At 60.6% G+C, this 23,799-nt stretch carries 31 protein-coding genes; 17 read left to right on the forward strand and 14 right to left on the reverse strand.

The window, feature by feature from the left end; translation table 11 throughout:
* The first annotated feature begins 6 nt into the window (after positions 1-6).
* Entirely contained in the window at positions 7-708 is a 702-nt protein-coding gene (locus tag PO778_RS12945; RefSeq protein WP_160730855.1) for a glycoside hydrolase family 25 protein, read from the forward strand.
* An 18-nt stretch (positions 709-726) separates the two neighbouring features.
* On the forward strand, positions 727-1,131 hold the full coding sequence (locus PO778_RS12950; RefSeq protein WP_271439944.1) for a cytidine deaminase: 405 nt from the start codon (positions 727-729) through the stop codon (positions 1,129-1,131).
* On the opposite strand, the gene PO778_RS12955 is transcribed toward PO778_RS12950, so the two are convergent.
* Entirely contained in the window at positions 1,128-2,258 is a 1,131-nt protein-coding gene (locus tag PO778_RS12955) for a M14 family metallopeptidase (protein ID WP_271439945.1), read from the reverse strand. The two genes, PO778_RS12950 and PO778_RS12955, sit on opposite strands and share 4 nt — an antisense overlap.
* A 12-nt stretch (positions 2,259-2,270) precedes the next feature.
* Positions 2,271-2,882 (reverse strand): DUF4136 domain-containing protein, encoded by a 612-nt coding sequence (locus PO778_RS12960; RefSeq protein ID WP_271439946.1) that lies wholly within the window; start codon positions 2,880-2,882, stop codon positions 2,271-2,273.
* Between the two features lie 123 nt (positions 2,883-3,005).
* Here PO778_RS12960 and galE point away from each other — a divergent pair, with 123 nt between their 5' ends.
* From galE to PO778_RS12975, 3 genes are all read left to right on the forward strand, one after another.
* The gene (gene galE, locus PO778_RS12965; protein ID WP_271440041.1) at positions 3,006-4,019 is read left to right on the forward strand and encodes a UDP-glucose 4-epimerase GalE; all 1,014 of its coding nucleotides are present in this window, start codon (positions 3,006-3,008) and stop codon (positions 4,017-4,019) included.
* 101 nt (positions 4,020-4,120) lie between these two features.
* Positions 4,121-4,246, forward strand: a complete 126-nt coding sequence (ykgO, locus tag PO778_RS12970; protein ID WP_007165381.1) for a type B 50S ribosomal protein L36 — start codon at positions 4,121-4,123, stop codon at positions 4,244-4,246.
* A 72-nt stretch (positions 4,247-4,318) separates the two neighbouring features.
* Complete coding sequence (locus PO778_RS12975; RefSeq protein ID WP_271439947.1) at positions 4,319-4,930, forward strand: HAD-IA family hydrolase; 612 nt, start codon at positions 4,319-4,321, stop codon at positions 4,928-4,930.
* Positions 4,931-5,026: 96 nt separating this feature from the next.
* On the opposite strand, the gene PO778_RS12980 is transcribed toward PO778_RS12975, so the two are convergent.
* On the reverse strand, positions 5,027-5,371 hold the full coding sequence (locus PO778_RS12980) for a CC_3452 family protein (protein WP_160730850.1): 345 nt from the start codon (positions 5,369-5,371) through the stop codon (positions 5,027-5,029).
* Between the two features lie 215 nt (positions 5,372-5,586).
* Between PO778_RS12980 and PO778_RS12985 the strand changes: the two genes are divergently transcribed.
* On the forward strand, positions 5,587-6,141 hold the full coding sequence (locus PO778_RS12985; RefSeq protein ID WP_160730849.1) for a winged helix-turn-helix transcriptional regulator: 555 nt from the start codon (positions 5,587-5,589) through the stop codon (positions 6,139-6,141).
* A gap of 131 nt (positions 6,142-6,272) precedes the next feature.
* Positions 6,273-6,494 carry a hypothetical protein gene (locus PO778_RS12990; RefSeq protein WP_333908197.1) on the forward strand — a complete coding sequence of 74 codons (222 nt, stop codon included), beginning with the start codon at positions 6,273-6,275 and terminating at the stop codon, positions 6,492-6,494.
* 99 nt (positions 6,495-6,593) lie between these two features.
* Here the strand turns inward: PO778_RS12990 and PO778_RS12995 are convergent, their stop codons facing one another.
* From PO778_RS12995 to PO778_RS13005, 3 genes are read right to left on the reverse strand one after another with little or no spacing between them, the layout of a single operon-like run.
* Positions 6,594-7,040: a GtrA family protein gene (locus tag PO778_RS12995; RefSeq protein ID WP_271439948.1), complete on the reverse strand. Its 447-nt coding sequence runs from the start codon at positions 7,038-7,040 to the stop codon at positions 6,594-6,596.
* Positions 7,041-7,053: 13 nt separating this feature from the next.
* Positions 7,054-7,743, reverse strand: coding sequence for a ferritin-like domain-containing protein (locus tag PO778_RS13000; protein WP_271439949.1), 690 nt, complete (start codon positions 7,741-7,743; stop codon positions 7,054-7,056).
* A gap of 54 nt (positions 7,744-7,797) precedes the next feature.
* Positions 7,798-9,306 carry a YifB family Mg chelatase-like AAA ATPase gene (locus PO778_RS13005; RefSeq protein ID WP_271439950.1) on the reverse strand — a complete coding sequence of 503 codons (1,509 nt, stop codon included), beginning with the start codon at positions 9,304-9,306 and terminating at the stop codon, positions 7,798-7,800.
* 190 nt (positions 9,307-9,496) lie between these two features.
* Here PO778_RS13005 and PO778_RS13010 point away from each other — a divergent pair, with 190 nt between their 5' ends.
* The 6 genes from PO778_RS13010 to yihA all read left to right on the forward strand — a co-directional run bounded on the left by PO778_RS13010 (position 9,497) and on the right by yihA (position 13,758).
* Positions 9,497-10,333, forward strand: a complete 837-nt coding sequence (locus PO778_RS13010) for an alpha/beta hydrolase (protein WP_271439951.1) — start codon at positions 9,497-9,499, stop codon at positions 10,331-10,333.
* Positions 10,334-10,399: 66 nt separating this feature from the next.
* The gene (gene rpmH, locus PO778_RS13015) at positions 10,400-10,534 is read left to right on the forward strand and encodes a 50S ribosomal protein L34 (RefSeq protein WP_067784371.1); all 135 of its coding nucleotides are present in this window, start codon (positions 10,400-10,402) and stop codon (positions 10,532-10,534) included.
* A gap of 35 nt (positions 10,535-10,569) precedes the next feature.
* Entirely contained in the window at positions 10,570-10,941 is a 372-nt protein-coding gene (rnpA, locus tag PO778_RS13020) for a ribonuclease P protein component (protein ID WP_160731662.1), read from the forward strand.
* 82 nt (positions 10,942-11,023) lie between these two features.
* Complete coding sequence (gene yidD, locus PO778_RS13025) at positions 11,024-11,236, forward strand: membrane protein insertion efficiency factor YidD (protein ID WP_271440043.1); 213 nt, start codon at positions 11,024-11,026, stop codon at positions 11,234-11,236.
* Between the two features lie 60 nt (positions 11,237-11,296).
* Positions 11,297-13,081: a membrane protein insertase YidC gene (gene yidC / locus PO778_RS13030; protein WP_271439952.1), complete on the forward strand. Its 1,785-nt coding sequence runs from the start codon at positions 11,297-11,299 to the stop codon at positions 13,079-13,081.
* Entirely contained in the window at positions 13,078-13,758 is a 681-nt protein-coding gene (gene yihA, locus PO778_RS13035) for a ribosome biogenesis GTP-binding protein YihA/YsxC (protein ID WP_271439953.1), read from the forward strand. The genes yidC and yihA overlap by 4 nt, the downstream gene beginning before the upstream one ends.
* Positions 13,759-13,840: 82 nt before the next feature.
* Here the strand turns inward: yihA and PO778_RS13040 are convergent, their stop codons facing one another.
* Positions 13,841-14,278 (reverse strand): VOC family protein, encoded by a 438-nt coding sequence (locus tag PO778_RS13040; RefSeq protein ID WP_271439954.1) that lies wholly within the window; start codon positions 14,276-14,278, stop codon positions 13,841-13,843.
* A gap of 266 nt (positions 14,279-14,544) precedes the next feature.
* Between PO778_RS13040 and PO778_RS13045 the strand changes: the two genes are divergently transcribed.
* The 3 genes from PO778_RS13045 to dapE are packed head-to-tail and all read left to right on the forward strand — an operon-like array spanning position 14,545 to position 17,257.
* Positions 14,545-15,210 carry a glutathione S-transferase family protein gene (locus PO778_RS13045; RefSeq protein ID WP_160730840.1) on the forward strand — a complete coding sequence of 222 codons (666 nt, stop codon included), beginning with the start codon at positions 14,545-14,547 and terminating at the stop codon, positions 15,208-15,210.
* Positions 15,207-16,136: a S1/P1 nuclease gene (locus PO778_RS13050; protein ID WP_333908198.1), complete on the forward strand. Its 930-nt coding sequence runs from the start codon at positions 15,207-15,209 to the stop codon at positions 16,134-16,136. Before PO778_RS13045 ends, PO778_RS13050 begins: the two co-directional genes overlap by 4 nt.
* Complete coding sequence (dapE, locus tag PO778_RS13055) at positions 16,133-17,257, forward strand: succinyl-diaminopimelate desuccinylase (RefSeq protein WP_271439955.1); 1,125 nt, start codon at positions 16,133-16,135, stop codon at positions 17,255-17,257. Before PO778_RS13050 ends, dapE begins: the two co-directional genes overlap by 4 nt.
* On the opposite strand, the gene nth is transcribed toward dapE, so the two are convergent.
* Positions 17,247-17,894: an endonuclease III gene (gene nth / locus PO778_RS13060; RefSeq protein WP_271439956.1), complete on the reverse strand. Its 648-nt coding sequence runs from the start codon at positions 17,892-17,894 to the stop codon at positions 17,247-17,249. The genes dapE and nth overlap by 11 nt on opposite strands.
* Positions 17,895-17,904: 10 nt before the next feature.
* A complete protein-coding gene (gene dapB / locus PO778_RS13065) occupies positions 17,905-18,633 on the reverse strand; it encodes a 4-hydroxy-tetrahydrodipicolinate reductase (protein WP_271439957.1) in 729 nt (242 codons plus the stop codon).
* Between the two features lie 34 nt (positions 18,634-18,667).
* Between dapB and PO778_RS13070 the strand changes: the two genes are divergently transcribed.
* A complete protein-coding gene (locus PO778_RS13070; RefSeq protein ID WP_271440044.1) occupies positions 18,668-19,384 on the forward strand; it encodes an NAD-dependent deacylase in 717 nt (238 codons plus the stop codon).
* Between the two features lie 5 nt (positions 19,385-19,389).
* Here the strand turns inward: PO778_RS13070 and PO778_RS13075 are convergent, their stop codons facing one another.
* The 5 genes from PO778_RS13075 to mutM all read right to left on the reverse strand — a co-directional run bounded on the left by PO778_RS13075 (position 19,390) and on the right by mutM (position 23,758).
* On the reverse strand, positions 19,390-19,785 hold the full coding sequence (locus PO778_RS13075; RefSeq protein WP_271439958.1) for a hypothetical protein: 396 nt from the start codon (positions 19,783-19,785) through the stop codon (positions 19,390-19,392).
* Positions 19,782-20,552: a HesA/MoeB/ThiF family protein gene (locus tag PO778_RS13080; RefSeq protein WP_271439959.1), complete on the reverse strand. Its 771-nt coding sequence runs from the start codon at positions 20,550-20,552 to the stop codon at positions 19,782-19,784. Before PO778_RS13080 ends, PO778_RS13075 begins: the two co-directional genes overlap by 4 nt.
* 97 nt (positions 20,553-20,649) lie before the next feature.
* The gene (gene dnaA, locus PO778_RS13085) at positions 20,650-22,131 is read right to left on the reverse strand and encodes a chromosomal replication initiator protein DnaA (RefSeq protein ID WP_160730834.1); all 1,482 of its coding nucleotides are present in this window, start codon (positions 22,129-22,131) and stop codon (positions 20,650-20,652) included.
* A 423-nt stretch (positions 22,132-22,554) separates the two neighbouring features.
* A complete protein-coding gene (gene rpsT / locus PO778_RS13090; RefSeq protein ID WP_160730833.1) occupies positions 22,555-22,815 on the reverse strand; it encodes a 30S ribosomal protein S20 in 261 nt (86 codons plus the stop codon).
* Positions 22,816-22,942: 127 nt separating this feature from the next.
* Positions 22,943-23,758, reverse strand: coding sequence for a bifunctional DNA-formamidopyrimidine glycosylase/DNA-(apurinic or apyrimidinic site) lyase (gene mutM, locus PO778_RS13095; protein ID WP_271439960.1), 816 nt, complete (start codon positions 23,756-23,758; stop codon positions 22,943-22,945).
* Between the last annotated feature and the right edge of the window lie 41 nt (positions 23,759-23,799).

A 23,799-nucleotide genomic window follows, 5' to 3' on the forward strand; every position in this document is an offset into this window, starting at 1 on the left:
CGGGTAATGGCACGCAGGAAAAAACCGGTCAGCTGGCTATGGCGTATCATCGCCATCATCGCGCTGCTGGCCGCTGGCGCGGCGGCATGGCTGTGGTGGGATGTCCAGCGCTGGACCCCGGATGAAGATGCCTACCCGGACCAGGGCGCACTGATCACGCAGGCAGACGGGCTGGTCAATTTCAACACACTCGCTGCACTGGGAGCCGACTTCGTATATCTCGCATCCAGCATTGGAACAGAGGGCAGAGATCAGCGGTTCGCGCGCAATCTTTCGGCCGCTAACCAGGCCGGTCTGGATGTCGGCGCGGTCCACATCTTCGATCCGTGCACGCTTGCCGATGGGCAGACGGCCAATTTCGTCACCATAGTGCCGCGCGGCGGTAATATGCTGCCGCCGGTCATCGCGCTCAGCCAGACAGCAAAGGATTGCCCGAAACGCGTCAGCGCGGCGGCGGTTGAAAGCGAGCTGATGACGCTGATCAACCAGATCGAAAACCATACCGGCAAACCCGCGATCCTGAAGATCGAGCCGGAGTTCGAATCAGCCTACGGCATATCCGCGCGGCTGGAGCGCAATCTGTGGGTTAATCGCACGCGATTTGCGCCGACTTATGCCCGGCGGCCATGGCTGCTGTGGTCGGCAAACGAGAATTTGCAGAGCGCGGCATCGGATGAGCCAATAGAATGGGTCGTGGTTCAGCCATGACCGGATCAGGAGCGGGAAATGAATGACGACCAGTTGATCGATGCAGCGCGCGCTGCGGCGCAGACATCCTACAGCCCCTATTCCGGTTTTGCGGTCGGCGCGGCGTTGCTGTTCGAAGATGGCAGCGTGGTGACCGGCACCAATATCGAAAACGCCAGCTACGGCCTGGCCCTGTGCGCGGAAACCGTGGCCGTATCAAAGGCGATGGCAGACGGCGTTCGCGGCGGGCTGAAGGCGGTGGCGGTCACCGGGCCCGGTGATGAACCGATTACCCCCTGCGGCCGCTGCCGGCAGGTGCTGAACGAGCTGGCGCAGCTGGGCGGGACCGACCCGGAAATACTCTGTGTCGGCCCGAAGCTGGTGAAACGTATCAAGCTGTCGGTGTTGCTGCCGGAAGCGTTCGGCCCGGCCAGCCTGACTTAACGGTCAAGCCATTCCAGCAGCGCGGCAAGGCAGTCACGGCCCAGCATCTTGCTGCGTTCCGGGCTCCAGTTCTGCTCCGCATCGGGGTGATCGTCATTGTCCTTGTACGGCATTTCCAGCGTCATCGCGGGGCATTTGTACCGGTGCGCAATCTGCGTCGTACACATCGACAGATTGGCCTTGCCTGGCGCTGACTTGGGATAGCCCTTGACAGTCTGGAAGTCCGGCGTGCGGCGTTCCAGTATGGCTTCGTAGCTGGTGAACTGTTCGTAATGTTCGTCGGTCAGGTCCGGAATGCCTTCATAGGCGGCCAGGAACACAGCGGGGATAGCTTCATCACCGTGCACATCCATCGCGAAGTCGACGCCTGTTTCGTCCATCTTGCTGCGGATGGCGAGTACTTCGGGCGAACGATCCGCCGTCGGGTTTTCCCACTCGCGGTTTAGATTTGCACCGCAGGCATTGGTGCGCAGGTGCCCGCGGCGTGAACCGTCCGGATTGCAATTGGGGACCATGTGGAACGTGCAGCGCTGGCGCAGCACGCGGCCCACCGTGTCGGTCGGATCGGTCAGGCACTCCAGCGCGCCTTCCATCCACCATTCCGCCTGCGTTTCGCCGGGATGCTGGCGGCCGGTGATCCAGACTTTGGTCTCACCTTCGCCAAAAGTCAGGTAATCGAGCGGCTGCCCGTCCAGTGTCTCGCCGAGGCGTTCATAGTGCACGCCCTCGCTCGCCGCGCATTCGGCAATCAGATCGTGATGGCGGTCCATCGAATAGGGGGCGAAATATGCGAAATAGGCAATGTCGCTGGCCGGGGTGTAGCGAATGGTCAGCGTGCCATCGCCTTCGCTCTTGTCATAAGAGCTTTCGGCCGCACCCCAATATTCGCGATCTTCACTGACGCGGGCGTTATAATCGGGCCAGCCCAGCGGATAGGCGGAATTGTTGAGTTGATCGATCTTGAGCACAAGTTCGCGCCCCGCAGCCCCGCTGACGCGGAAATGGAACCACTGCTTGAATTCGGATTCATTGTCCGGCCGGATTGCCAGGCGCGCGCTCGCGCCATCAATTGACAGGACTTCGATATTGCCGCTGTCGAAATTGGCGTCGATCTGAATATTATGCATGTTTTCCATTCTTTACTTGGCGATCCGCACTTCAACCGTTTCACCGTTATTGCCGGGAAACTCGCTGAAGAGAGCGTCGGCAATCGCCGAGGCGTTGGCTCCACTATCGGCGAATTCTGAATTATCACTTACCGAGAAAGACGCGCGCCCTTCCCATATTACATTGTTCGTAGCGGCGTCGCGGATCATGACCCCCAGATCGGTCGCCAGCATCTCTCGCGGGCCGCCGCCCAGATTGATGCCGATGCCGACCCCGACGCCCGAGCCATAGCTGCCGACGGAGCCGCCGCCGCCAACCGTTACCGGGCTGCGCCGCTCGCCCGGCTTCGAGACATATCGTTCCATTCGGACCTGCGCGATCTGCGCGGCTTCGCTGCGCGGCGTCTCGCGGTAGCCGAGCTGTTCCAGTTCTGCGGCAACCGCAGCCTTGAACACAGAAATGTCAGCGGTGTCGGTATCCTGACCCGGCGCGGTTTCGACGAAGATGCTGCCTTGCCCCAATTGCGCCAGCGTGCCGGCCTGGTGGAAACGGGTGACTTCGATAGGGCTGACCTTGGGCGCGGTTGCGCAGGCCGCAAGCGATGCCGATGCAGCGGCGGCCAACAATAGCAGTGCCGGTTTCATATGTGTTCTCCTGCCCCGAATTAAGTGGCCCCGTTTGCCGGTCATGCTTGCCCTGACTGCGATATGGCCAATAACAGCAGCCGTGTTAACCATTATATTTCCGAGGCGTGCTAGCGCGTGACTATGGCAAATACGAAGAAAGTCCCTGTTCTGGTTACCGGCGGTGCCGGATATATCGGTAGTCATGCCGTGCTGGCGCTGCGCGATGCTGGATGGCCGGTGGCGGTGATCGACAATCTGACAACCGGGTTCCGCTTTGCCGTCCCCGAAGGCGTACCGTTCTATGAGGGCGATATCGAAGACGGCGATTTGCTGGCGCGGATCTGCGAAGAGCAGGGCATTGGCGCGATTATGCATTTCGCCGGGTCGATAATCGTACCGGAATCGGTCGAGAATCCGCTCAAATACTATCACAACAACACGGTGAAGAGCCGCGCGCTGATCGATGCGGCGGTGAAGGCGGGAGTGCCGCACTTCATTTTCAGTTCGACCGCTGCGACCTACGGCGTTCCGGATGTGTCACCGGTGGGCGAAGACACGCCGCAGCGGCCCATCAATCCCTATGGCTGGTCAAAGCTGATGACCGAACAGATGCTGGGCGATACAGCATTTGCGCATCCGCTGAATTTCTGTGCGCTGCGATATTTCAATGTCGCCGGTGCCGATCCGCAGGGGCGCAGCGGCCAGTCGACTGCCGGCGCGACCCATCTTATCAAAGTTGCGGTTGAGGCAGCGCTGGGCAAGCGCGACCATGTTGCCGTGTTTGGCACCGATTATGACACTCCCGATGGAACCGGCGTTCGCGATTACATTCACGTTGCCGATCTGGCCGCCGCGCATGTGCTTGCGCTGGAGGCGTTGATGGAACAGCCGGACCGTTCGCTGATCATGAACTGCGGCTATGGCCGAGGTTTTTCGGTTATGGAGGTGCTGGATGCCGTCGACCGTGTTACCAATCGCACGATCGACCGCAGGATGGAGCCGCGGCGCGCAGGTGATCCGGCGTCTCTGATATCGGACCCGTCACGCATCCGCTCGACCATTCCGTGGGAGCCTCAGCATGCCGACCTCGATGGAATCATTGCCCACGCGCTGCAATGGGAACGAAAACTGGCCGAAATCAGAGGTGACGTCTGACCTTGTGCCTTGACGCCATCTGATTCGCCCCCTAGTTGCTGCGCTTGAAATTCCGGCATCGGAGACTACCTCCGGTGCCCTTATTTTTGGAAAACCAAACCATGAAGATCCGTAACAGCCTCAAGTCGCTGAAGAACCGTCACCGTGATTGCCGCGTCATCCGTCGTCGCGGCCGCACCTATGTGATCAACAAGACCAACCGCCGTTTCAAGGCCCGCCAGGGCTAATGGTGGTCGCACCGCGGCTCGTTCGCGGTGACGCCGGAATAGAGAGCCTCCGCGAAAGCGGGGGCTTTTTGCATGTCTGACGTAATCAAGGCTGTCGTCTTCGATGTGGGCCGGGTGATTGTCCAATGGGACATGCGCCTGTTGTTCGAAAAGCTGATCGAGGATCCGCAGGAGCTCGATTGGTTCCTGGGCAATGTCGTGACCGAAGAATGGCATATGCAGCATGATGCAGGACGCCCGATCGCAGACATGATCGCTGAGCGGATAGAGCTGTATCCAGCCTATTCCGCGCAGATAGAAGCCTATGGCGCGCGCTTTCTCGAAACGATACCCGACCGCGTGCCGGGCACGGTCGAGTTGATCGAACGGCTGGATGCGCGCGGCTGGCCGTTGTTCGCAATCACAAATTTCGGGACCGATTTCTGGGCGCAATACCGCCCGACCGAACCGGTGTTCGAACGGTTCGGCGACATTGTCGTCTCGGGCCATGAAAAGACGATCAAGCCAGGGCGCGAGATTTTCGACCTTGCGCAGCAGCGGTTTGGCCTGCCTGCCGGCAATATGTTTTTCATCGATGACAATGCTGCGAATATCGCGGCTGCGCGCGAATTCGGTTGGCAGGTACATCTGTTCGCCGGCGCCGCGCAGCTTGAAAGCGACCTTGCAGCGCGCGGCCTGTTGTAGCCTGAGCAGAAAAAAGGCCCCCGGCAATCTGCCAGGGGCCATGTAAGTTCACCCTTTCTGGAGAGGATCGGGTGGGGGTGAGTTTCTAGAAACCGATCAATCGTTGCACTTGGCCAGTTTTTCTTCGGCCAGTTCCTTGCCCTTGGCAGTGAAGGCGGTGATTTCACCGAATTCGCGCGCCGCGCGTGCGCACATCACGATGGGACGCGAATTGCCCTTGCCAGCGACGCAGCTGGTTCCTTCGCAGCGCCATACGACACCGCCGACAATTGCTGTTTCTTCAGCAGCCGGAGCAGCCAGTTCGGCAGTGTAGTAAACCGCGTTGCCGCGGGCTTCCGCCTGCGTCGGAGCGATCAGAGCACCCATGGTAAGGGCAGAGTAAAAAACCGCTGCGGCAATAGCGCCTGTGCTGCGGAGGAGAACGTTGGGGGAGAGGGTCATCGTCTTTTCCTTGGTTGGATTTGAGGTTCTTGGGGTCGTCTAATTATCTAAATTGCACTGGTTTTTTACGGGTTTGACCTCTAGTCAGGCTTAATCCTGTATTCAGTTGCGAATCACTACCTAATGAAATAGGTAGCAAGTTGCAACTAAAAACTTAGTTTCAATTTTGAGACATGCGCAAAGCGCGCTAGGGTGCCTTACAAGAGAGGAAGAATATGGGCGATTTACGCGAACCGCTGAAGGAACTGACCGTTTGCGGTCTGCCCGAGGCGCTGGAAGTCATGGGCGAACGCTGGTCTTTCATGATCCTGCGGGCGAGTTTCAACGGCGTTCATCATTTCGAGGAATTTCTGGCCGAGCTTGGAATTGCCCGAAACATTCTGTCCAACCGCCTGGCGAAGCTGGTCGAACACGGCATCCTCAACCGTGAACCTTGCCCCGATGACAAGCGCCGGATCGAATATCGCCTGACGGAAAAAGGTTTCGACCTACTTCCCGCGATGCTGGCCCTGCGCCAGTGGGGCCAGAAATACGGCGTCGAGATCGAAGAAAATCCGGTCCTTGTCGATGAACAGGACCGTCTACCAATCGGCCCCGTTTCAATTCTTGCCCATGACGGCCGCATATTGGGGCCGCAGGATTTGTGGCTGTCGGAACGCAGCAATGTCGGCATTCGCGCCGATGGCAGCAAGTCCGATCAGGCCGGCTCGCTGAAGCTGGGTGATCACGCCTATGTTCAGGACGAGCAGAAACTCGCCGCCAACGGTTGAGCCAATCGGGCGTTAATCGCGGCCCGCCACTGACCCCGGATCACCGGTATATAGTCGTCCGTGGCCGCTTATGGCGCGCATCCAACCCGCATCTTTCGGACGACCAGCGGCAGGCATTTGTCGACCGCCTGATGCATGCCCGCCGCGCTGTTCGGACGGCGCAATCGAACAATGACGAAGCCGCTTTGCGCACGGCGCGCGCCGAGGTCGATCAGGCGAAGCGTGATCTTGGCGAAAGAGGCCCCGTTTGGTGGGATGATGGCGCGCCCGATTACAACCGGCGCATGGCGCACCGCACGCCTTACGCAGACTGGTGGGCCGAATTGGACGCTGGAACCGGGCGAGCCAGCTGACTGGCCGGGCGCAGTCAGATTAACCGGCCCAACCTCTACCGAGCCCAACCTCACCCAGCCAAGCCCAACCTCACCTAGCCAAGCCTCACCCAGCCAAGCCTATACCCGGCGAAACACCAGCGCTGCATTCAGCGCAAAGATCACCAGCCCCGCGATGACCGATACCAGCACGCGCGAGACCAGATAATTGATCGGAGTGAATTCGAGTGCGACCGCCATCAGCGCCATCGTGAGCCCGAGTCCGACCACGCCGTTTACCAGGAACAGGGCATATCCGCTGGATAGAGACCGTGTCGTACCCTTGAAGATCCATGCCCTGCCGAGGATGTAATGCAGCGTGTTCGCAGTAATGAATCCGATGCCGCTCGCTGGCACTTCATCGACCCCGGCATATTCGACCAGCAGCCATAACACGCCCAGCCCGACCAGAAACACGCCCGTGCTTACCACCGTATTGCGCACGAGCATCCATCCGACCCGCGCCTTGAAGAAACGGGTCAGAAGATTTCCCTGGGCCTGCTCGGCTTGTCCCGGCTGAAGCGCCATCGGCTGGGGGTGATCAGCCTGCGGCGACGCGCGGCCGGTGCGAATAGCGGTCCGGATCGGCTTCGCCTTCGTCGGACCAGTCCTCGCGCCGTTTGACAAACGGGTTCAGGAACAGGACGGGCAATTTGAGGAAAAGCAGTTCGGAATGGATGAAGCCATCGACCATCCGTTCCCACCACGTGTGTTCCCGCTTTGCGTGCTGTTTCAGCCAGTTTTCGTAAGGTGCCCAGTGGCTGGGTTCGTCTTTCTTGATGATCTCGAAAATCTTGACCAGCCGCGAATCCGATTTGACGAAACGGTTGCCAAGCAGGATCTCGACCTGCTTGTACCCGCGCTGTTCGGTCAGTGCGATCACCCGGCACATGCGTTCGAACAATTTGTCCTGATCGATCACTTCCTGCGTATCGAGATTGTCGATCGTGCGGCCGAACATGATTTCGATGAACCGGTCGATATGGCCAAAATGCCGATCGAGCCGCATCGGTTTCTTGCCTTGCAATTCAAACCAGCGCTTGAACATCACGTAATGTTTGCGCTCATCCGCGCGGTGCTGCTCGATTGCTGAAATCAGTTCGGTATTCTCGGGCGAACGCACCCGGACGGCGTCCAACACGCGGTCGATCGCGGTGTAACCGCGGTGTTCGTTATAAATGTAGATCGAACCAAGAAGGTCGAGGTAGCGATTCTGAAACCAATGGATCATTGGTGAGACTCCTTTTCAGCTTCAATAGCTTAACCGGAGCCTGATGGCCAAGGATTACGCCCTCGGGGCCTGGCGCCGGTAGCTGAGCGCTTCGGCCACGTGCGTCCGGCCTACCCCTTCCGAACCCGCCAGATCGGCAATGGTCCGCGCCACTCTGAGCATTCGCGTATAACCGCGAGCGGACAGGCGCATGGCTTCTGCGGCCTGCAGCAAAAGCTTGCGGCCATCTTCATCGGGAGTGGCGAATTTTTCCAGCGCATCCCCATCCAGCTCTGCATTGCTGCGGACCCCGGTTTCCTGCGAACGTGCGGTCTGGATCGACCGCGCCCTTGCGACCCGTGCGGCGACCTGTTCGCTGCCCTCTGCTGGGGGCGGCAAGGCCAGGTCCATCGCGCTGACCGGGTCGACTTCGACATGCAGATCAATCCGGTCGAGCATCGGGCCGGACACCTTGCTCTGGTAATCTGCGGCGCATTTGGGTGCGCGTGAACAGGCCAGTGCCGGATCGCCCAAATGGCCGCAGCGGCACGGGTTCATCGCCGCGATCAGCTGCACCCGGGCGGGGAAGCTGACATGCGCATTGGCGCGTGCAACATCGACCTTGCCGGTTTCCAGCGGCTGGCGCAGCGAATCGAGCACGGCGCGCTGGAATTCAGGCAATTCGTCGAGGAACAGGACCCCCAGATGCGCCAGGCTGACTTCGCCGGGGCGGACCTTCAGCCCGCCTCCGGTCAGCGCCGCCATGCTGGCCGAATGATGCGGCGCGCGGAATGGGCGGGCGCGGCTGATGCGCCCTTCCTCTAGTGTGCCGGCGACTGATTGAACCATCGAAACCTCCAGCGCCTCAGACGGGGACAGCTCGGGCAATATTCCGGGCAGGCAGCTAGCCAGCAGGCTTTTACCTGCGCCCGGCGGGCCGTTCATTAGTAGATTGTGCCCGCCCGCAGCCGCGATCTCCAACGCGCGTTTGGCGGTTTCCTGGCCCTTGACCTGTTTCAGATCGGGCCCGCGTTTGGCCGGCTCCACCTCGCCCTGCTGCGGTTCTGCAAGCGGGGCGGTTCCCTTCAGGTGGTTGAGCAGGCTGAGCAGGTCAGGCGCGGCACACACGGGGACGCCGCTGGCCCAGCGGGCCTCTGCCCCTTGCGATGCAGGGCAAATCAGTCCCGCTTCCTGTTCGCTTGCGTGCAACGCGGCCAGCAACACGCCGGGTGATGCCGCAATCCGCCCATCCAGCGCCAGTTCGCCAACGGCAATCCAGTCACCCAGCTGTTCGGCATCGGTCACCCCCATCGCCGCCAGCAGTGCCAGCGCGATCGGCAGATCGTAATGCGAACCTTCCTTGGGCAGATCGGCAGGCGACAGATTGATCGTGATCCGTTTGGGCGGAAGCGACAGGCCCATGGCCGCCATTGCCGACTGCACCCGCTCGCGGCTTTCGCCCACGGCCTTGTCTGCCAGACCGACAATGTTGAAACGCGGCAAACCCGGTGCGACCTGGCATTGCACCTCGATCGCGCGGGCTTCCAAGCCCAGGTAAGCGACCGTCCTGACCAATGCGACCACGCGCACGACCCCTCAAATTGACTGGTCCTCACCGCCGGTCTGTCTGACGCCTCACCGCCCCGATGTCGAGGCCGGAAGGTAGCGCATGGCAGATTTATCAATAGGTTGGGCGTGTGCGGCACATCGGTAACCCGGTGTTAAGTTTCTCCATTGGCAATTGTTCAAAGGCGCATCCTCCAAAGAGGCAGGCATGCGTAGCCTAGTCGCCATTCTTATCGCCCTTGCTGCCCTGCTTGCGCCGTCCGCGCAGGCCCAGGTGCTGTCGGTCGAAGAATGGGTAGAGGAATGGGATGAAGCGCGGCAGGAATGGGTCCGGATCGAAGACGGCGCGGCCCGCCTTGCCAATGTGGCACCGGCTATGGCCCGCGGCAGCCTTGCCTTCCCAGCTCCGCACGCGGTCAAATCCGATGGATATGGCCCCTTCCGTGTCACAGGTGAAAACAGCGCCGAACTGGTCGGCCTGACTGACCGGGCATCGCCGAGGCATTTCGAACGCCTGCTGCGCGACCATCCGGGCATCACCGTGCTGAAATTCGTCGAGGCACCGGGCACTGACGATGACCGGGCGAATCTGGCGCTGGGCCGGATGATTCGCGAAGCCGGCATCACCACTCACGTGCCAAAAGGCGGCTCGGTGCGTTCCGGCGCGGTCGAGTTGTTCCTTGCTGGCGCCGCGCGCAAGATTGACGAGGGCGCGGAATTTGCGGTGCATTCATGGATCGACATCCACGGCAAGCAGCCGCATGATTACGCGATTGATGCCCGCGAAAACCGCATCTACCTGGATTACTACCGTGAAATGGGCATGGCGCCTCATCAGGCCCGCGCGTTTTACGACATGACCAATTCAGTCGGTTTCGACGGTGCAAAATGGCTGACGGCGCGGGACATGCGCGGCTGGCTGGGCCAGGATAATACCGGCACCGGTGCCGATGGCGACATGAACGGCAACATTGTCATCCCCAAGCCGCGAATTGAACTGCCAGAACAGATTGCATATCTTGACTCGGACGCGATGCTACCTTAAGCGCGCGCTCCATACAGGCGGTCGCCTCTGACGGGCGGCCCTTTTTATTTCTCACTCGAGGTTATCATGAAGCGTACTTTCCAGCCTAGCAATCTCGTGCGCGCTCGCCGTCACGGTTTCTTTGCCCGCAAGAAGACTGTCGGTGGCCGCAAGGTCCTTCGCGCTCGTCGTGCACGCGGTCGCAAGAAGCTCAGCGCCTGAGCCAAGCACCTGAAAAGCCGCCTAAGCCGGCGGTAATAGGGCAGCGTAAGGATTTTCTCGCTGCCAATCACGGGCTGCGCGTTGCGCGGCCCGCTTTCGTTTTGCTGGCCCGCGCCAATGGCGGGCTGGGCAAGCGCTATGGCATCACGGTGACCAAACGAATCGGCAATGCCGTGGTGCGCAACCGCGTAAAGCGCCGGTTTCGTGAATTGCTGTGGGATGCCTTGCCTGAAGCCGGCTTGCCTGATCACGATCATGTGTTGATCGCCCGCGATGGCGCTGTCGGGCGCGATTTTGCCAAGATGGGTGATGAATTGTCAGCCGCCTTGCAGCGGGCACGCGAGGGGAAGGGTGATCCGCCCCGGCGCAAGGGCTCTCACCGCCCGAGGAAAGGTAACCGCAAATAGGCGTATACAGGTTTTGCAGCTGTGTTTTGGCAGCAAGGGGTGTATTACCCTCGCAATTCACCAACACATCCCTATTTTGATAATCGTGAAAACTCTCCTGATCTGGATTGCCCGCCTGTGGCAGCTTGGCCCGTCGCGAATTTTACCGCCGACGTGCCGCTATATCCCGTCCTGCAGCGAGTATTCGATACAGGCCCTGCGCAAATATGGCGCAATCAAGGGTGGATGGTTGGCGCTTAAGCGTATATTGCGCTGCCACCCGTGGGGGGGACATGGTCATGACCCGGTTCCCTGAACACCGAAATTCACGTCACGCCTTTGCGACCAGACAGACATAAAGATACGGAATTAGACCTTGGATAATCAGAGAAACCTCCTGCTTGCCGTGGTTCTGTGCGGCCTACTTCTGGTCGGCTGGGAAGCTGCAGTAAATTACCTTTACCCGCAGCCAGCGGTCGAGGCGCAGGCCGAACAAGTGGCAGCGGCCGGGATTGACGATGGGGCCGCACCGACCGTCCGCCGCACCCGTGAAGGCGGGCTGACCGATGCCGGCGATATCGCCGAGGAGGCACGCGACCTCGAAACCGAGCTTGTCGCGGCCGAGCGCGTGAAGATCGCTGCGCCCGAAGTGACCGGATCAATCAATCCGGTCGGCGCGCGGATCGACGACATCACTCTGACCACCCACCGCCAGATGGTGGACAAGGATAGCGGCCCGGTCCGCATCTTCTCGCCCGCCAAGACCCCGGCACAGCATTTCGCGCAGTTCGGCTGGATCGGCGAAGGCGTGAGCCTGCCGGGCGCGGATACGGTGTGGCAGGCATCAGGCGGCCCGCTGGCACCGGACACCCCGGTCACGCTGCGGCATGACAATGGCGAAGGCCAGCTATTCACGATCAAATTGTCGATCGACAACCATTACATGATCACTGCGGAACAGACCGTTGCCAACACGGCGGATGGCCCGATCGTCGTTCGTCCCTACAGCTTCATCAACCGCACCAGCAAAACCGCCAGCGCATCGACCTGGAATGTCCATTCCGGTCCGATCGGCAATTTCGGCGATGCCGTGCAGTTCGGCCCCGATTACGAAGACCTGGCAGAAGACGCTTCGGAAGGTGAAACCGAAGGCCGGGCACATTGGCTCGGCTTTACCGATATCTACTGGCTGTCCGCGCTTATCCCGCAAGAAGGAAGCGATGCGGAAACCGATTTCCGTTCGCTGGGCGGCGAATTGTTCCGTGCCGACCTCATCTACCAACCCATAACCGTCGGTGCGGGCAAGCAGGTTACCCGTTCCACTCAGCTGTTCGCCGGGGCGAAGGAAACCGCGATCCTCGACCAGTATGAGAATGCCGGGGTCGACAAGTTCGGCAAGGCAATTGACTGGGGCTGGTTCGAAATCATTGCCTGGCCGATCTGGTGGCTGCTGACCCATTTGTTCGACCTGGTCGGCAATTTCGGCCTTGCGATTATCGGTCTGACCATCCTGATCCGGCTGCTGCTGTTTCCGATTGCACAAAAGCAATTCGCCAGCATGGCCGCGATGAAGGCTATCCAGCCGAAAATGAAGGCGATTCAGGAACGCTACAAGGACGACAAGCAGAAACAGCAGCAGGAAATCATGGCGCTCTACAAGAAAGAGAACGTCAATCCGCTGGCCGGCTGTCTGCCGATTCTGATCCAGATCCCGATTTTCTTCGCGCTGTACAAGACGCTGATCCTGGCAATCGAAATGCGTCACCAGCCTTTCGCCCTGTGGCTGAAGGATCTGTCCGCGCCTGATCCGGCGACGATCCTGAACCTGTTCGGCTATCTGCCGTTCGACGTTCCGAGCTTCCTGGCAATCGGCCCGCTCGCGATCCTGCTGGGTGTGACCATGTGGCTCACCTTCAAGATGAACCCGACCGCGATGGACCCGATCCAGCAACAGATTTTCAACATCATGCCGTGGATGCTGATGTTCGTGATGGCGCCATTTGCCGCCGGTCTGCTGCTGTACTGGGTAACCAACAACGTGCTGACGCTGGCACAGCAAACCTATCTTTATTCCAAGCATCCGCAGCTGCGCGCTGCGGCGGAAAAGGACAAGGCTGACAAGGCAGCGGCATCCGCACGGGACGCGAAGAGCAAGTCATGAGCCGCGCACTGAGCCCCGAGGAACTGGAAGCACAGGAAGCCGAGCACCGGGCGGAGCTGGCCAAGCGTGCGTCCAAACTGTTTTCGGGCCGGGTCGATTTTCTGCTGTCGGCACCGCAGCTGAAATTCCTGCCCGAACCGACCGTGCCGGAAATCGCCTTTTGCGGTCGTTCCAATGTCGGCAAAAGCTCGCTGCTCAATGCGATCACCGGGCGCAAGGCGATTGCCCGCGCATCGGTGACCCCGGGGCGCACGCAGGAACTGAATATTTTCGAAGTGGGCGACCCCACGCTGTTCCGCCTGGTCGACATGCCCGGATACGGTTTTGCCAAAGCGCCGGTGAAGGTCGTCGAAAAATGGAAGTCGCTGGTGAAGACCTATCTGCGCGGGCGGCAGGTGCTGCACCGCACGCTGATGCTGGTCGATAGCCGCCACGGGCTGAAAGATGTCGACCGCGAGATGATGAAGATGCTCGACGAGACGGCGGTCAGCTACCGCGTCGTCCTGACCAAAGCGGACAAGATCAAGGCCAGCGCGCTCGATGCTGTTGCGGCCAAAACCGCGGAAGAAATGGCGAAGCATCCGGCGGCTTTCCCCGAATTGCATATTACCAGCGCCGAAAAAGGCATGGGCATCGAAGAATTGCGCGCCGCCGTGTTAGGCGATGCCGGGGTCTGATATCGCGTGTTGATAAGGACGTCTGATAAGCGCGCCTGAGCAGATCGCGGCAGGCGCGGCCTGACATCAGCGGCAGTAAATTCTATTTCGCGAACAGCATTGCGTCATCCGCAAACGCTTTCATCTCCAGCGCATTGCCTGATGGATCGCGGAAGAACATCGTGGCCTGTTCGCCCGGCTTGCCCTTGAAGCGGATCGTTGGTTCGATTTCGAATTGGGTGTTCGCCGCGCGCAGTTTCTCCGCCAGATCCTCCCATTGATCCATCGTCAGCACCACGCCGAAATGCGGCACTGGCACCCCGTGGCCGTCGACCGGGTTTGCGCCCGCATCGCCCCCGCGGCCAGCGACCAGATGCGTCACGACCTGGTGGCCGTAAAAGTCGAAATCGATCCACTGGGCCGATGACCGGCCTTCACCGCATCCCAGAACGCCCCGGTAGAACTCGCGCGCAGCGGCGAGGTCATTGACGGGAAAGGCGAGATGGAACGGGCGCAGGGGCGTGGATTTCGGCGTGGACATGGGCATGGGCGCACCTTAGCGGGCGCGGCGACCGCTCCAAGCATTTTCCTACTCCCCGGCCATCCACCATAGCGCGGGGCATGACCCCAGAAGAAGCACGGCAGTTGGTAGACGCCCAGATCAGGGCATTGCGATGCGGCGTTCAGCCGAAAATCTTCACTTTGGACCGTGTTCCATGTGTTCCATCTGTTCAGTCTCGACACCGAAAGAATGAACGCCTAGGGCCGGGCAGCCATAGTGCGCTCGGTGGGAATAAGGTGGAAACGATGAAGCTGATCATCGGCAACAAGAATTACTCGAGCTGGTCGCTGCGCGGCTGGCTGGCAGCGAAGCAATCCGGCCTCCATTTCGAGGAAATCCTCGTCAATATCGGCGGCGAGGAATGGGCTTCTGCCAAAAAGGACAACGGCGAAATCATGCCCGCAGGCAAGGTTCCGATCCTGTGGGACGAGGAAACCGTCGTGTGGGACAGCCTCGCAATTCTCGAATATCTCGGTGACAAGGTCGGGCGTGACCGGTTCTGGCCCAAGGGCGACAGCGCGCGCGGTATGGCGCGGGCGATGGTTGCAGAAATGCACAGTTCCTATCTGGCGCTGCGCCGCGAATGTCCGATGAATATGCGCAAGCGTTTCGACGGCGTCGAGATCACCGATGAATGCAAACACGACATCGTGCGGATCCTGCAATTGTGGGCAGAGGCGCGTGCACGTTTCGGGCAGGGCGGCCCGTATCTGTTCGGAACTTTCGGCGCGGCTGACATCTTTTACGCTCCGGTGGTCAGCCGTTTCCTGACTTACGGAATTGGCGTTCCCGGTTTCGCCGAAGCATATATGCAGGCGATGTGGGAACATGAATGGATGCAGCAATGGCTGACCGGTGCAGAGGACGAGCAGTGGGTTCTGGAACAATACGAAGTGTCGCAATCAGCATGATTGGTGCTCGAATGGGCGCGGGTACGGGCGCAGGAATTGCGAGGCGGTTGATGGGCGTGTTGGCGGCTGCCGTGCTGCTGGCCGGCTCTGCCATGCCGAATGCTGCCTATGCTTGGGGCGGATACGGACACCGCACAACCGGGCAGATTGCGCTCGCCAATGTGAAGCCTTCAACCCGTGCTGCAATCGCGCGGCTGTTGCGTTACGAGAAAGAACTGGGCACGCCGGAATGCGCACTGAAAACGCTGGAAGACGCCGCAGTATGGGCGGACTGTGTGCGCCGCACGCGCTGGCGCTGGGGTTACACGGCCGCGTGGCATTACCGGACGACACCGATTTGCGAAGACTACCAGCCATGGCGCAATTGCAGCGGCGGCAGCTGTGTAACCGCGCAGATCGAACGCAATCAGCGCATGCTTGCCGATGAAGGTCTGCCCGGTCCGATCCGGCTGGAGGCGCTGGCCTTCATGGTCCATTTCGTCGGCGATATTCACCAGCCGCTGCATTCAGGTGACAAGGATGACCGGGGCGGAAATGACCGGGTAACCGATTACGGTATCGTGCCCGGTCTCAACCTGCACCGCATCTGGGACAGTGCGCTGGCGGAACGGGCGATTACGTCCACCAACGGCCCGATGGTGCGCGAATACACTGCCGCAGAACGCGCCGAATATGGTGGCGGCACCCCGGCAGACTGGGGCCGCGAAAGCTGGGAAACCGCGCGCGACTTCGTTTATCCAACCGCTTTCGATGTACCGCCTTGCGATGGTGATCTGCCAGACGAAACCGCGCTGAGCCAGGATGATATCGTGCGCGCCGTTCCGGTGGCGCAGCGGCGTATCCGGCAGGCGGGGTTGCGCATGGCAGCCATGCTGGACGAGGCATTTGCACCGGGGCCGTTACCCATGCCCGAGGGTGAACGATGAGTACCGTTACAGAACTCGCTGAAAAGCTTATTGCCGCGCCCAGCGTCACCCCGGCCACCGGGCTGGTGTTCGACGTGATGGAGGCGATGCTGGAGCCGCTCGGCTTTGAAGTGCACCGCTTCGTAAGGGGTGAAGAGCCCGACGGGCCGGTCGAGAACCTGTTTGCCATACGGCGCGGGCCTGAAGGATCGAAGCATTTCGCCTTTGCCGGGCATCTCGATGTGGTGCCGCCGGGTGAAGGGTGGACCTCTGCCCCGTTCGCTCCCGAACACCGCGGCGATCTGCTTTGCGGCCGCGGCGCAGTGGATATGAAGGGTTCGATCGCGGCGATGGTCGCGGCGATGGCCGATGTGCCGCAGGATGCCGGAACGGTCAGCTTCATCATCACCGGCGATGAAGAAGGGCCGGCGGTTTACGGCACCCGCGCGCTGATCGATTTCATGAACGAGCGCGGCGATACGCCCGATTTGTGCCTGGTGGGCGAGCCGACCTCGGTCAACCGGCTGGGCGACATGATGAAAATCGGACGGCGCGGCTCGGTCAATATCTGGCTGGAAGTGAACGGCACGCAGGGGCACGTTGCCTATCCGCATCTGGCCGATAATCCGCTGCCCAAACTTGTCGCGATCATGGCCGAACTGGATGCGCTGGTGCTGGATGAAGGGACCGACTGGTTTCAGCCGTCCAATCTCGAGATTACCGACATGGAAGTGGGCAACCCTGCGCATAATGTGATCCCGGCGAAGGCCACTGCGCGCATTTCGATCCGGTTCAATGACACCCATTCGGGCGAATCGTTGTCGCGGCACATTATGGAGATTGCGGAGAAGCATGGCGGAGTTGCGCGCCCGATCATCTCCGGCGAGCCTTTCCTGACCCCGCCGGGCGAATTTTCGCAGATCATCGCCGACGCGGTGAAAGCTGAAACCGGCGTCGATCCCGAACCGTCAACCACCGGCGGCACGTCGGACGCACGGTTTCTGCGTAGCGTGTGCCCGGTGATCGAATTCGGGCTCTGTAACGCCACGATGCACAAGCGTGACGAGGCGGTGGCCGTGGCCGATCTGGAAACGCTGGCGCGGATTTACGCACGGGTGACCCGGGCCGCGCTCAGCGCTTAGGCTTCACAAGAACCTTCTTGCGGTAACTGCACAGGTCGGCGACCGGGCAGCGCCAGCATTCGGGCGTACGGGCCTTGCAGATATAGCGGCCATGCAGGATCAGCCAGTGATGCGCGTGCAGGCGGAACGGCTGCGGCACGCGCTTTTCCAGCTTGGCCTCTACTTGTTCGGGCGTCTTGCCTTTGGCAAGGCCGGTCCGGTTGCCGACGCGCAGGATATGCGTGTCGACAGCGAAGGTTTCCTGTTTGAACCAGCAATTGAGCACGACATTGGCAGTCTTGCGGCCCACCCCGGGAAGACGCACGAGATCCTCCCGCGTGTCGGGAACCTCGCCGCCATATTCGTCGACCAACAACTTGCTGAGCAGGATCACATTCTTGGCCTTGGAATTGAACAGGCCGATCGTTTTGATGTGTTCCTTCAGTCCCTCTTCGCCCAGATCGAGCATCTGCTGCGGCGTCTTCACTTTCGCGAACAGCGCACGGGTGGCCTTGTTCACGCCCACATCGGTCGCCTGCGCGCTGAGCGCGACAGCAACGACGAGCTGGTAGGCATTGCCATATTCAAGCTCTGTCTCAGGCTCGGGATTGTCCTCCGCCAGACGGCGAAAAAACTCGAAAATCTGATCCTTGGTCATCGGGCGCCGGTTACAGTCCCAGCACGTCGTTCATGGTGTAGCGGCCCGCGCGTCGGCCGATCAGCCAAGCGCCTGCCTTCACCGAGCCGCGGGCGAAGATCATCCGGTTTTCCGCGTTGTGGGTCAGCGTGATCCGTTCCTCGCTACCGGCGAAGATGACGCTGTGATCCCCGGCCACCGTCCCGCCGCGCAGCGCGGCAAAGCCGATCGCACCGTCGGCGCGTTTGCCGGTATGCCCGTCGCGGCCGCGTTCGGAATTCGCGGACAGGTCAATGCCGCGCCCCTTGGCGGCTGCCTCACCCAGCAGGAGCGCCGTCCCCGATGGTGCATCGACTTTCATCCGGTGGTGCATTTCGACAATCTCGATATCCCAGTCGGGGCCAAGCTTGCTCGCCGCCTGTTCGACCAGATGGGCGAGCAAGGTCACGCCGAGCGACGTGTTGCCTGTCTGGAGCACTGCGATATCGCTGGCCGCATCGCCGATCAGTGCGTGGTGCGTGTCTTCCAGCCCGGTGGTGCCGATGACGATCGGGATGCCCGCCTCACGCGCTGCGGCAAGGTTTGCCTCCAGCGCGCCGGGCGCTGAAAAATCGACCAGCAGATCGGCCCTGGATGAAAGCTCGCGCGGGTCGTCGCCCTGATCCGCGCCGCCGGCGTATTCATGGCCTGCATCAGCAATCGCATCTTGCAGCGCCTGCCCCATGCGCCCCTGGCTGCCGATGATCCCGATTCTAGTCATTGCTTCTCCACTTCGCATCGTCTTCATGGGGGACATGGACAATGTTCGCAATATCGTGATCCTGACCGGCGCGGGAATTAGCGCGGAAAGCGGGATCGACACTTTCCGATCCGATGGCGGCTTGTGGGAACAGCACCGGATAGAGGATGTCGCAACGCCCGAAGGGTTCGCCCGCGATCCCGATCTGGTGCTGCGATTCTACGATATGCGCCGCGAAGCAGTGCTGACCAAGCAACCGAATCCTGCTCACGATGCACTCGCAAAGCTCGACCGTGAATGGAGCGCGCGGCCCAATCACAATCTGCTGATCGTAACGCAGAATGTCGATGATCTGCACGAGCGTGCCGGAGCCGCGCACGTCCATCACATGCACGGGGAATTGCGCAGCGCGCTGTGCACCGCTTGCATGAAGCGGTCGCCTTGGGACGCCCCGATGAGCGACCGTCCTGCATGCCCGCAATGCGGGGTGAATGCTCTGAGACCCGACGTCGTGTGGTTCGGTGAAATGCCGTACCATATGGACCGCATTTACGGCTTCCTGAGACGTGCGGACCTGTTCGTGTCGATCGGCACGTCAGGCGCTGTCTATCCCGCAGCCGGCTTTGTCCGCGATGCACGCGAGCTGGGCGCGCAGACGCTGGAGCTTAATCTGGAACGCAGCGAAGGCTCTGCCTGGTTCGGGGAAAGCCGGCTTGGGCCAGCGAGTAAACTGGTGCCGCAATGGGTGGATGAGGTGCTGAGAGTTTCCTGACCTGTTCAGCCCGGATCGCCTTCGTAATAGGCGAAGTCCAACCCATTGTTGAAAGAGCCATACGTAATGGACAGCGCTGATTGCGCCGGGTCTCGCTCCGCATTTCGTGGGGCGTCCAGATAGCGCACGCTTTGACTGGTGACGATACAGCCGATCAGCGCGCGGTTTTCGGGGGTGTCGCCAGCGATATGACGCCCGCCCATATCGAACCCGAAAATTGGCTTCCACGCATCAGCCTGGACGCGGTGTTTCTTCTCGCACTGTTCCAGGCGATATATTTGATATTTTTCATAGAAATATGGGCCAATAGACTGGACCGAAATTAGCAGGAACAGCCCCACAACCGCCAACGCGGCCCCTCCGGCGATGATCCTCGGGGCCTTGTCAGCTTGGTAGGTCACCGTGTGCCGCATCCCCGGCATTCGGGGTCTTTTGCGATATTGAGCGTCCGCATGGCTGGCTTCAGCCCGTCCATCATATGCAGCTTGCCCCACTGCGCTTCGCCAAATGCTGCCTTGCCGTCCAGCAGGATACGGACAGCCTGGATCGCGGCGAGGCTGCCTGCCCAACCGGCCATGGCGCCAAGCATCCCGTCATCTGCGCAGGTGTCGCAATCATCGGCGTCGAATGCATCGCCGACATAGCAGCGGTAACAGGCATGGTCCGCAAGATGCCCGGCAAATGCCGCAACCTGTCCCTGAAAGCGGCCAACCGCCGCGCTCAGCAGCGGTACGCCAAGCTCTACGCAGCTGTCCGAAACCGCAAGCCGCGTGGCAAACGTGTCGGTCCCGTCGATTACCAGATCGGTCTGTGCCAGCAGCGCGGGCGCGTTGCTGCGGCCTATCCGGTCGTCGCGGACATCCACCACGATCTCGCTGTCGAAATTGGCCAGCCAGCGGCGCGCGGCCACGGCTTTCGCATGGCCAATGTCGCGCTGGGTATAGATCGTCTGGCGCTGAAGGTTGGACAGCTCGACATCGCCATCATCAATCAGGCGGATATGCCCGATTCCGGCGCCGGCCAAATATTGCAGAACCGGGCTGCCGATGCCACCGAGGCCCACCAGTGTGATATGCGCGGAGGCGAGCGCAACCTGACCTACACCGCCGATCTCGGGGATGATGATCTGGCGCGCAAAACGGTCCAGCTGCTCTGTGGATAGGGCCATGGAAAGTCTGTTGGCACGATGTGCAAAAGCTGTCGACAGCCCTGTGCATAGGGCTGTCGATTAGCTGTTGGCAGTAAGTGGAAGCGTGGTGGCTAACTCAGCTTTCGAGCTGGCGCAGCAGGCTGCGCACGTCGCCGTCCATGTCGGCATCACGCTGGCGCAGATCTTCGATCAGGCGGACTGCGTGAATGACGGTGGAGTGATCGCGGCCGCCGAACTTGCGCCCGATTTCCGGATAGCTGCGCGGTGTGAGCACCTTGGAAAGATACATCGCCACCTGGCGCGGGCGAACCACCGCGCGGGCACGGCGTTTGCTGCTCATTTCGCTGCGGTCGATCCGGTAGAACTGGCACACCGTGCGCTGGATTTCGTCGATGGTGATCCGGCGGCGGTTGGCCGACAGGATATCGGTCAGCTGTTCTTCGGCCAGCTGCAACGAAACGGTCTGCCCGGTCAACTGGGCATAGGCGATCAGCTTGTTCAGGCCGCCAACCAGTTCGCGCACGTTGCGGGTAATGGTGCGGGCGAGAAATTCGATCACGTCCGCCGGAACTTCTAGCGGGGCGAACTTCGTCAGTTTCGATTCGAGAATCTTGCGGCGCAGCTCGATATCGGCAGGCGCGATATCTGCCACGAGGCCCATCGACAGGCGGCTGAGCAGGCGCGGTTCGACGCCGTCCAACGCTTGCGGCGCGCGGTCGGCGGCAAACACCAGTCGCTTGCCTTCGGCCAGCAGCGCATCGATCGTGTAGAGCAGCTCTTCCTGTGCGCTGGCCTTGCCGATGATGAATTGGATGTCATCGACGAGCAACAGGTCGAAGCTGCGCAGACGCGCCTTGAATTCGATCATCTGGTTCTGTTTCAACGCCTGGACGAATTCGACCATGAAGCGTTCGGCAGAGCAGTAGAAGATACGCGCACGCGGATGCGCCGCGAGATAGGAGTGGCCGATCGCGTGCAGCAGGTGCGTCTTGCCCTGACCGGTTGCGGCCTTGAGGTAGAGCGGGCTGAACTGCGGGGTTTCCGTCGCGGCCATGCGCTGGGCGGCGTTGCAGCCGAGAATGTTGGTTTCACCAGTAACGAAAGCGGCGAAGGTCAGCGACGGGTCGAGGCCGACAGAAGATGTGAAACCCTGCTCGCCCAGCTGGCCGGCCGAAATCGTGATCATCGAACTGTCGGATGCATCATTCGCGGCGCGGCGGCCCGAACCGAAGCCGTCGCCGTGCAGGCTGATGTCGGGCAGCTTGCGGCGTCCGGGATGAACCTGGATACGCACGTTGCGAATGTCGTTCTTGGCAATCTTCCAGGCCAGCGAAAGCCGGTCTGCAAAACGGTCCTGCACCCAGTTGGCGGAAAACTCAGTTGGCAGATACAGGTCGAGCGTGCCGGTATCCTTGCAGAAGCCGCCAACCTGGATCGGCTTGATCCACTGGCTGTGCAACTGGTGGCCCAGATCTTTTCGCAGGCCCTGGCTGATGTCAGCCCAATCCGCTGCCAGGTTTACCGCTTCCAGATCTTCCATGCCGTCCTTGCCCATTTTCTTTTTTGTCGCGCCGGAGTGGCTGTCGTTCGTTGCCATTACTGTCGTCTCATTCCTCAAACCCGGCGCGGTGGCCGGGGGGTCCCAGAAATAACGATGGCAAAGCTTTGCCCCTACCCGGAATCGATGATTCCAGGGTTCCCCCCATCGTACCAATTTGTAAGGGTTCAGACCGTCCAGCTCCGAACCGGCTATGACTTATGAACAGCTGGGTGCTTGAAGCAAGAGGGGATACCGTAAAAAATCTGAAATAATTGTATTGACTCGCCTGTACCCCGCAGAGTTACGTTTAACAGGCTGTTTAGATTGGATTTTATCGGTTTTTGCACCGCGAATCGCGGGACTTCCTAGCTTTCTTTTCGCCAACTCGTCTGTCGCCGCACTGCAACAAAAAAGGCCGGCGCTTTTCGCACCGGCCTTTAACTGTTTCAGACCGGGTTCGAGACCCGGTTTATGCTCGAATCAGAGTGCAGCGACTCGTTTCGAGAGACGCGACATTTTACGTGCCGCTGTGTTCTTGTGCATGACGCCGCGGGCAACACCGCGTGCGAGTTCAGGCTGTGCAGCCTGAAGAGCTTCTGCAGCATCTTTCTTGTCGCCGCCAGCGATGGCGGTTTCGACTTTTTTCACGAAACCGCGGATGCGGCTCATGCGCGCGCCATTGATTTCGGCGCGGCGGGCGTTGCGACGGATGCGTTTGCGTGCTTGCGGCGTATTGGCCATGTCTGTCCTTTATCGGGCCGCCGTATCAGCGGCCGGAATTCTTCAATTGGTTCGTTCGGAAACGGCAGTTACCCGCCGGAAAGCGCGCCCTTTAGCCAGAGCAGGGCGAATCGTCAATATCTTTAGATCACTTCTGGCATCTTGGGCAGAACCATGTGCTGCGCCCGCCTTGCTCAATCCGGCGTATAACCCCACCGTCGCCCCTGTCGCAAGGGTCGCCTTCGCGGCCGTACACGGCGAAGCGGGTGGCAAAATAGCCCAGTTCCCCATCGGGCTGGGCATAATCGCGCAGCGTAGAGCCGCCGTCCTTGATCGATTGTTCGAGCACTGCCTTAATCTCCGGCACCAGACGCGCCAGCGCAGGACGCGAGACTTTGCCCCCTGCCTTGCGCGGATGGATTCGCGCCCGGTGCAGTGCCTCGCACACATAAATATTGCCCAGCCCCGCCACGATCCGCTGGTCCAGCAGCAACAGCTTGATCGCCTGTTTGCGGCCGCTGAACGCCTGATGGAGGTGTTCAGCCGTTAGTTCGGGGCCGAGTGGTTCCGGGCCGAGCGCTGCGATTGACGGCCAGTTTCCCACTGCATCTGTCGCGACAAGATCGACCCATCCAAAGCGCCGCGGATCGCACAGGGCGAAACTGTGGTCCGCCGTTTCGATCACCAGGTGGTCATGTTTGTCGGGAGTTTCGGGATCGATTCGCCAGCGCCCGCTCATGCCGAGATGAAATATCAGGGTGCTGGCCCGGTCGGTATGGATCAGCCCGTATTTAGCCCGCCTGCCCATGCCGGTGACGACCGCCCCGGTCATCATCTGCACCAGATCGGCGGGAAACGGGCGGCGCATATCGGGGCGGTTCACCGCGACCCGCTCTATCCGCTGCCCATCAAGGAACCGAGCAAGCCCGCGAACCGTTGTTTCGACTTCTGGTAATTCTGGCATGCGAAGGCTCTTAACACCCTTTGCCCCCACCGCAATTCATC

This window comes from Pontixanthobacter luteolus (assembly GCF_947494915.1).
In the GTDB taxonomy this organism is placed as follows: domain Bacteria; phylum Pseudomonadota; class Alphaproteobacteria; order Sphingomonadales; family Sphingomonadaceae; genus Pontixanthobacter; species Pontixanthobacter luteolus.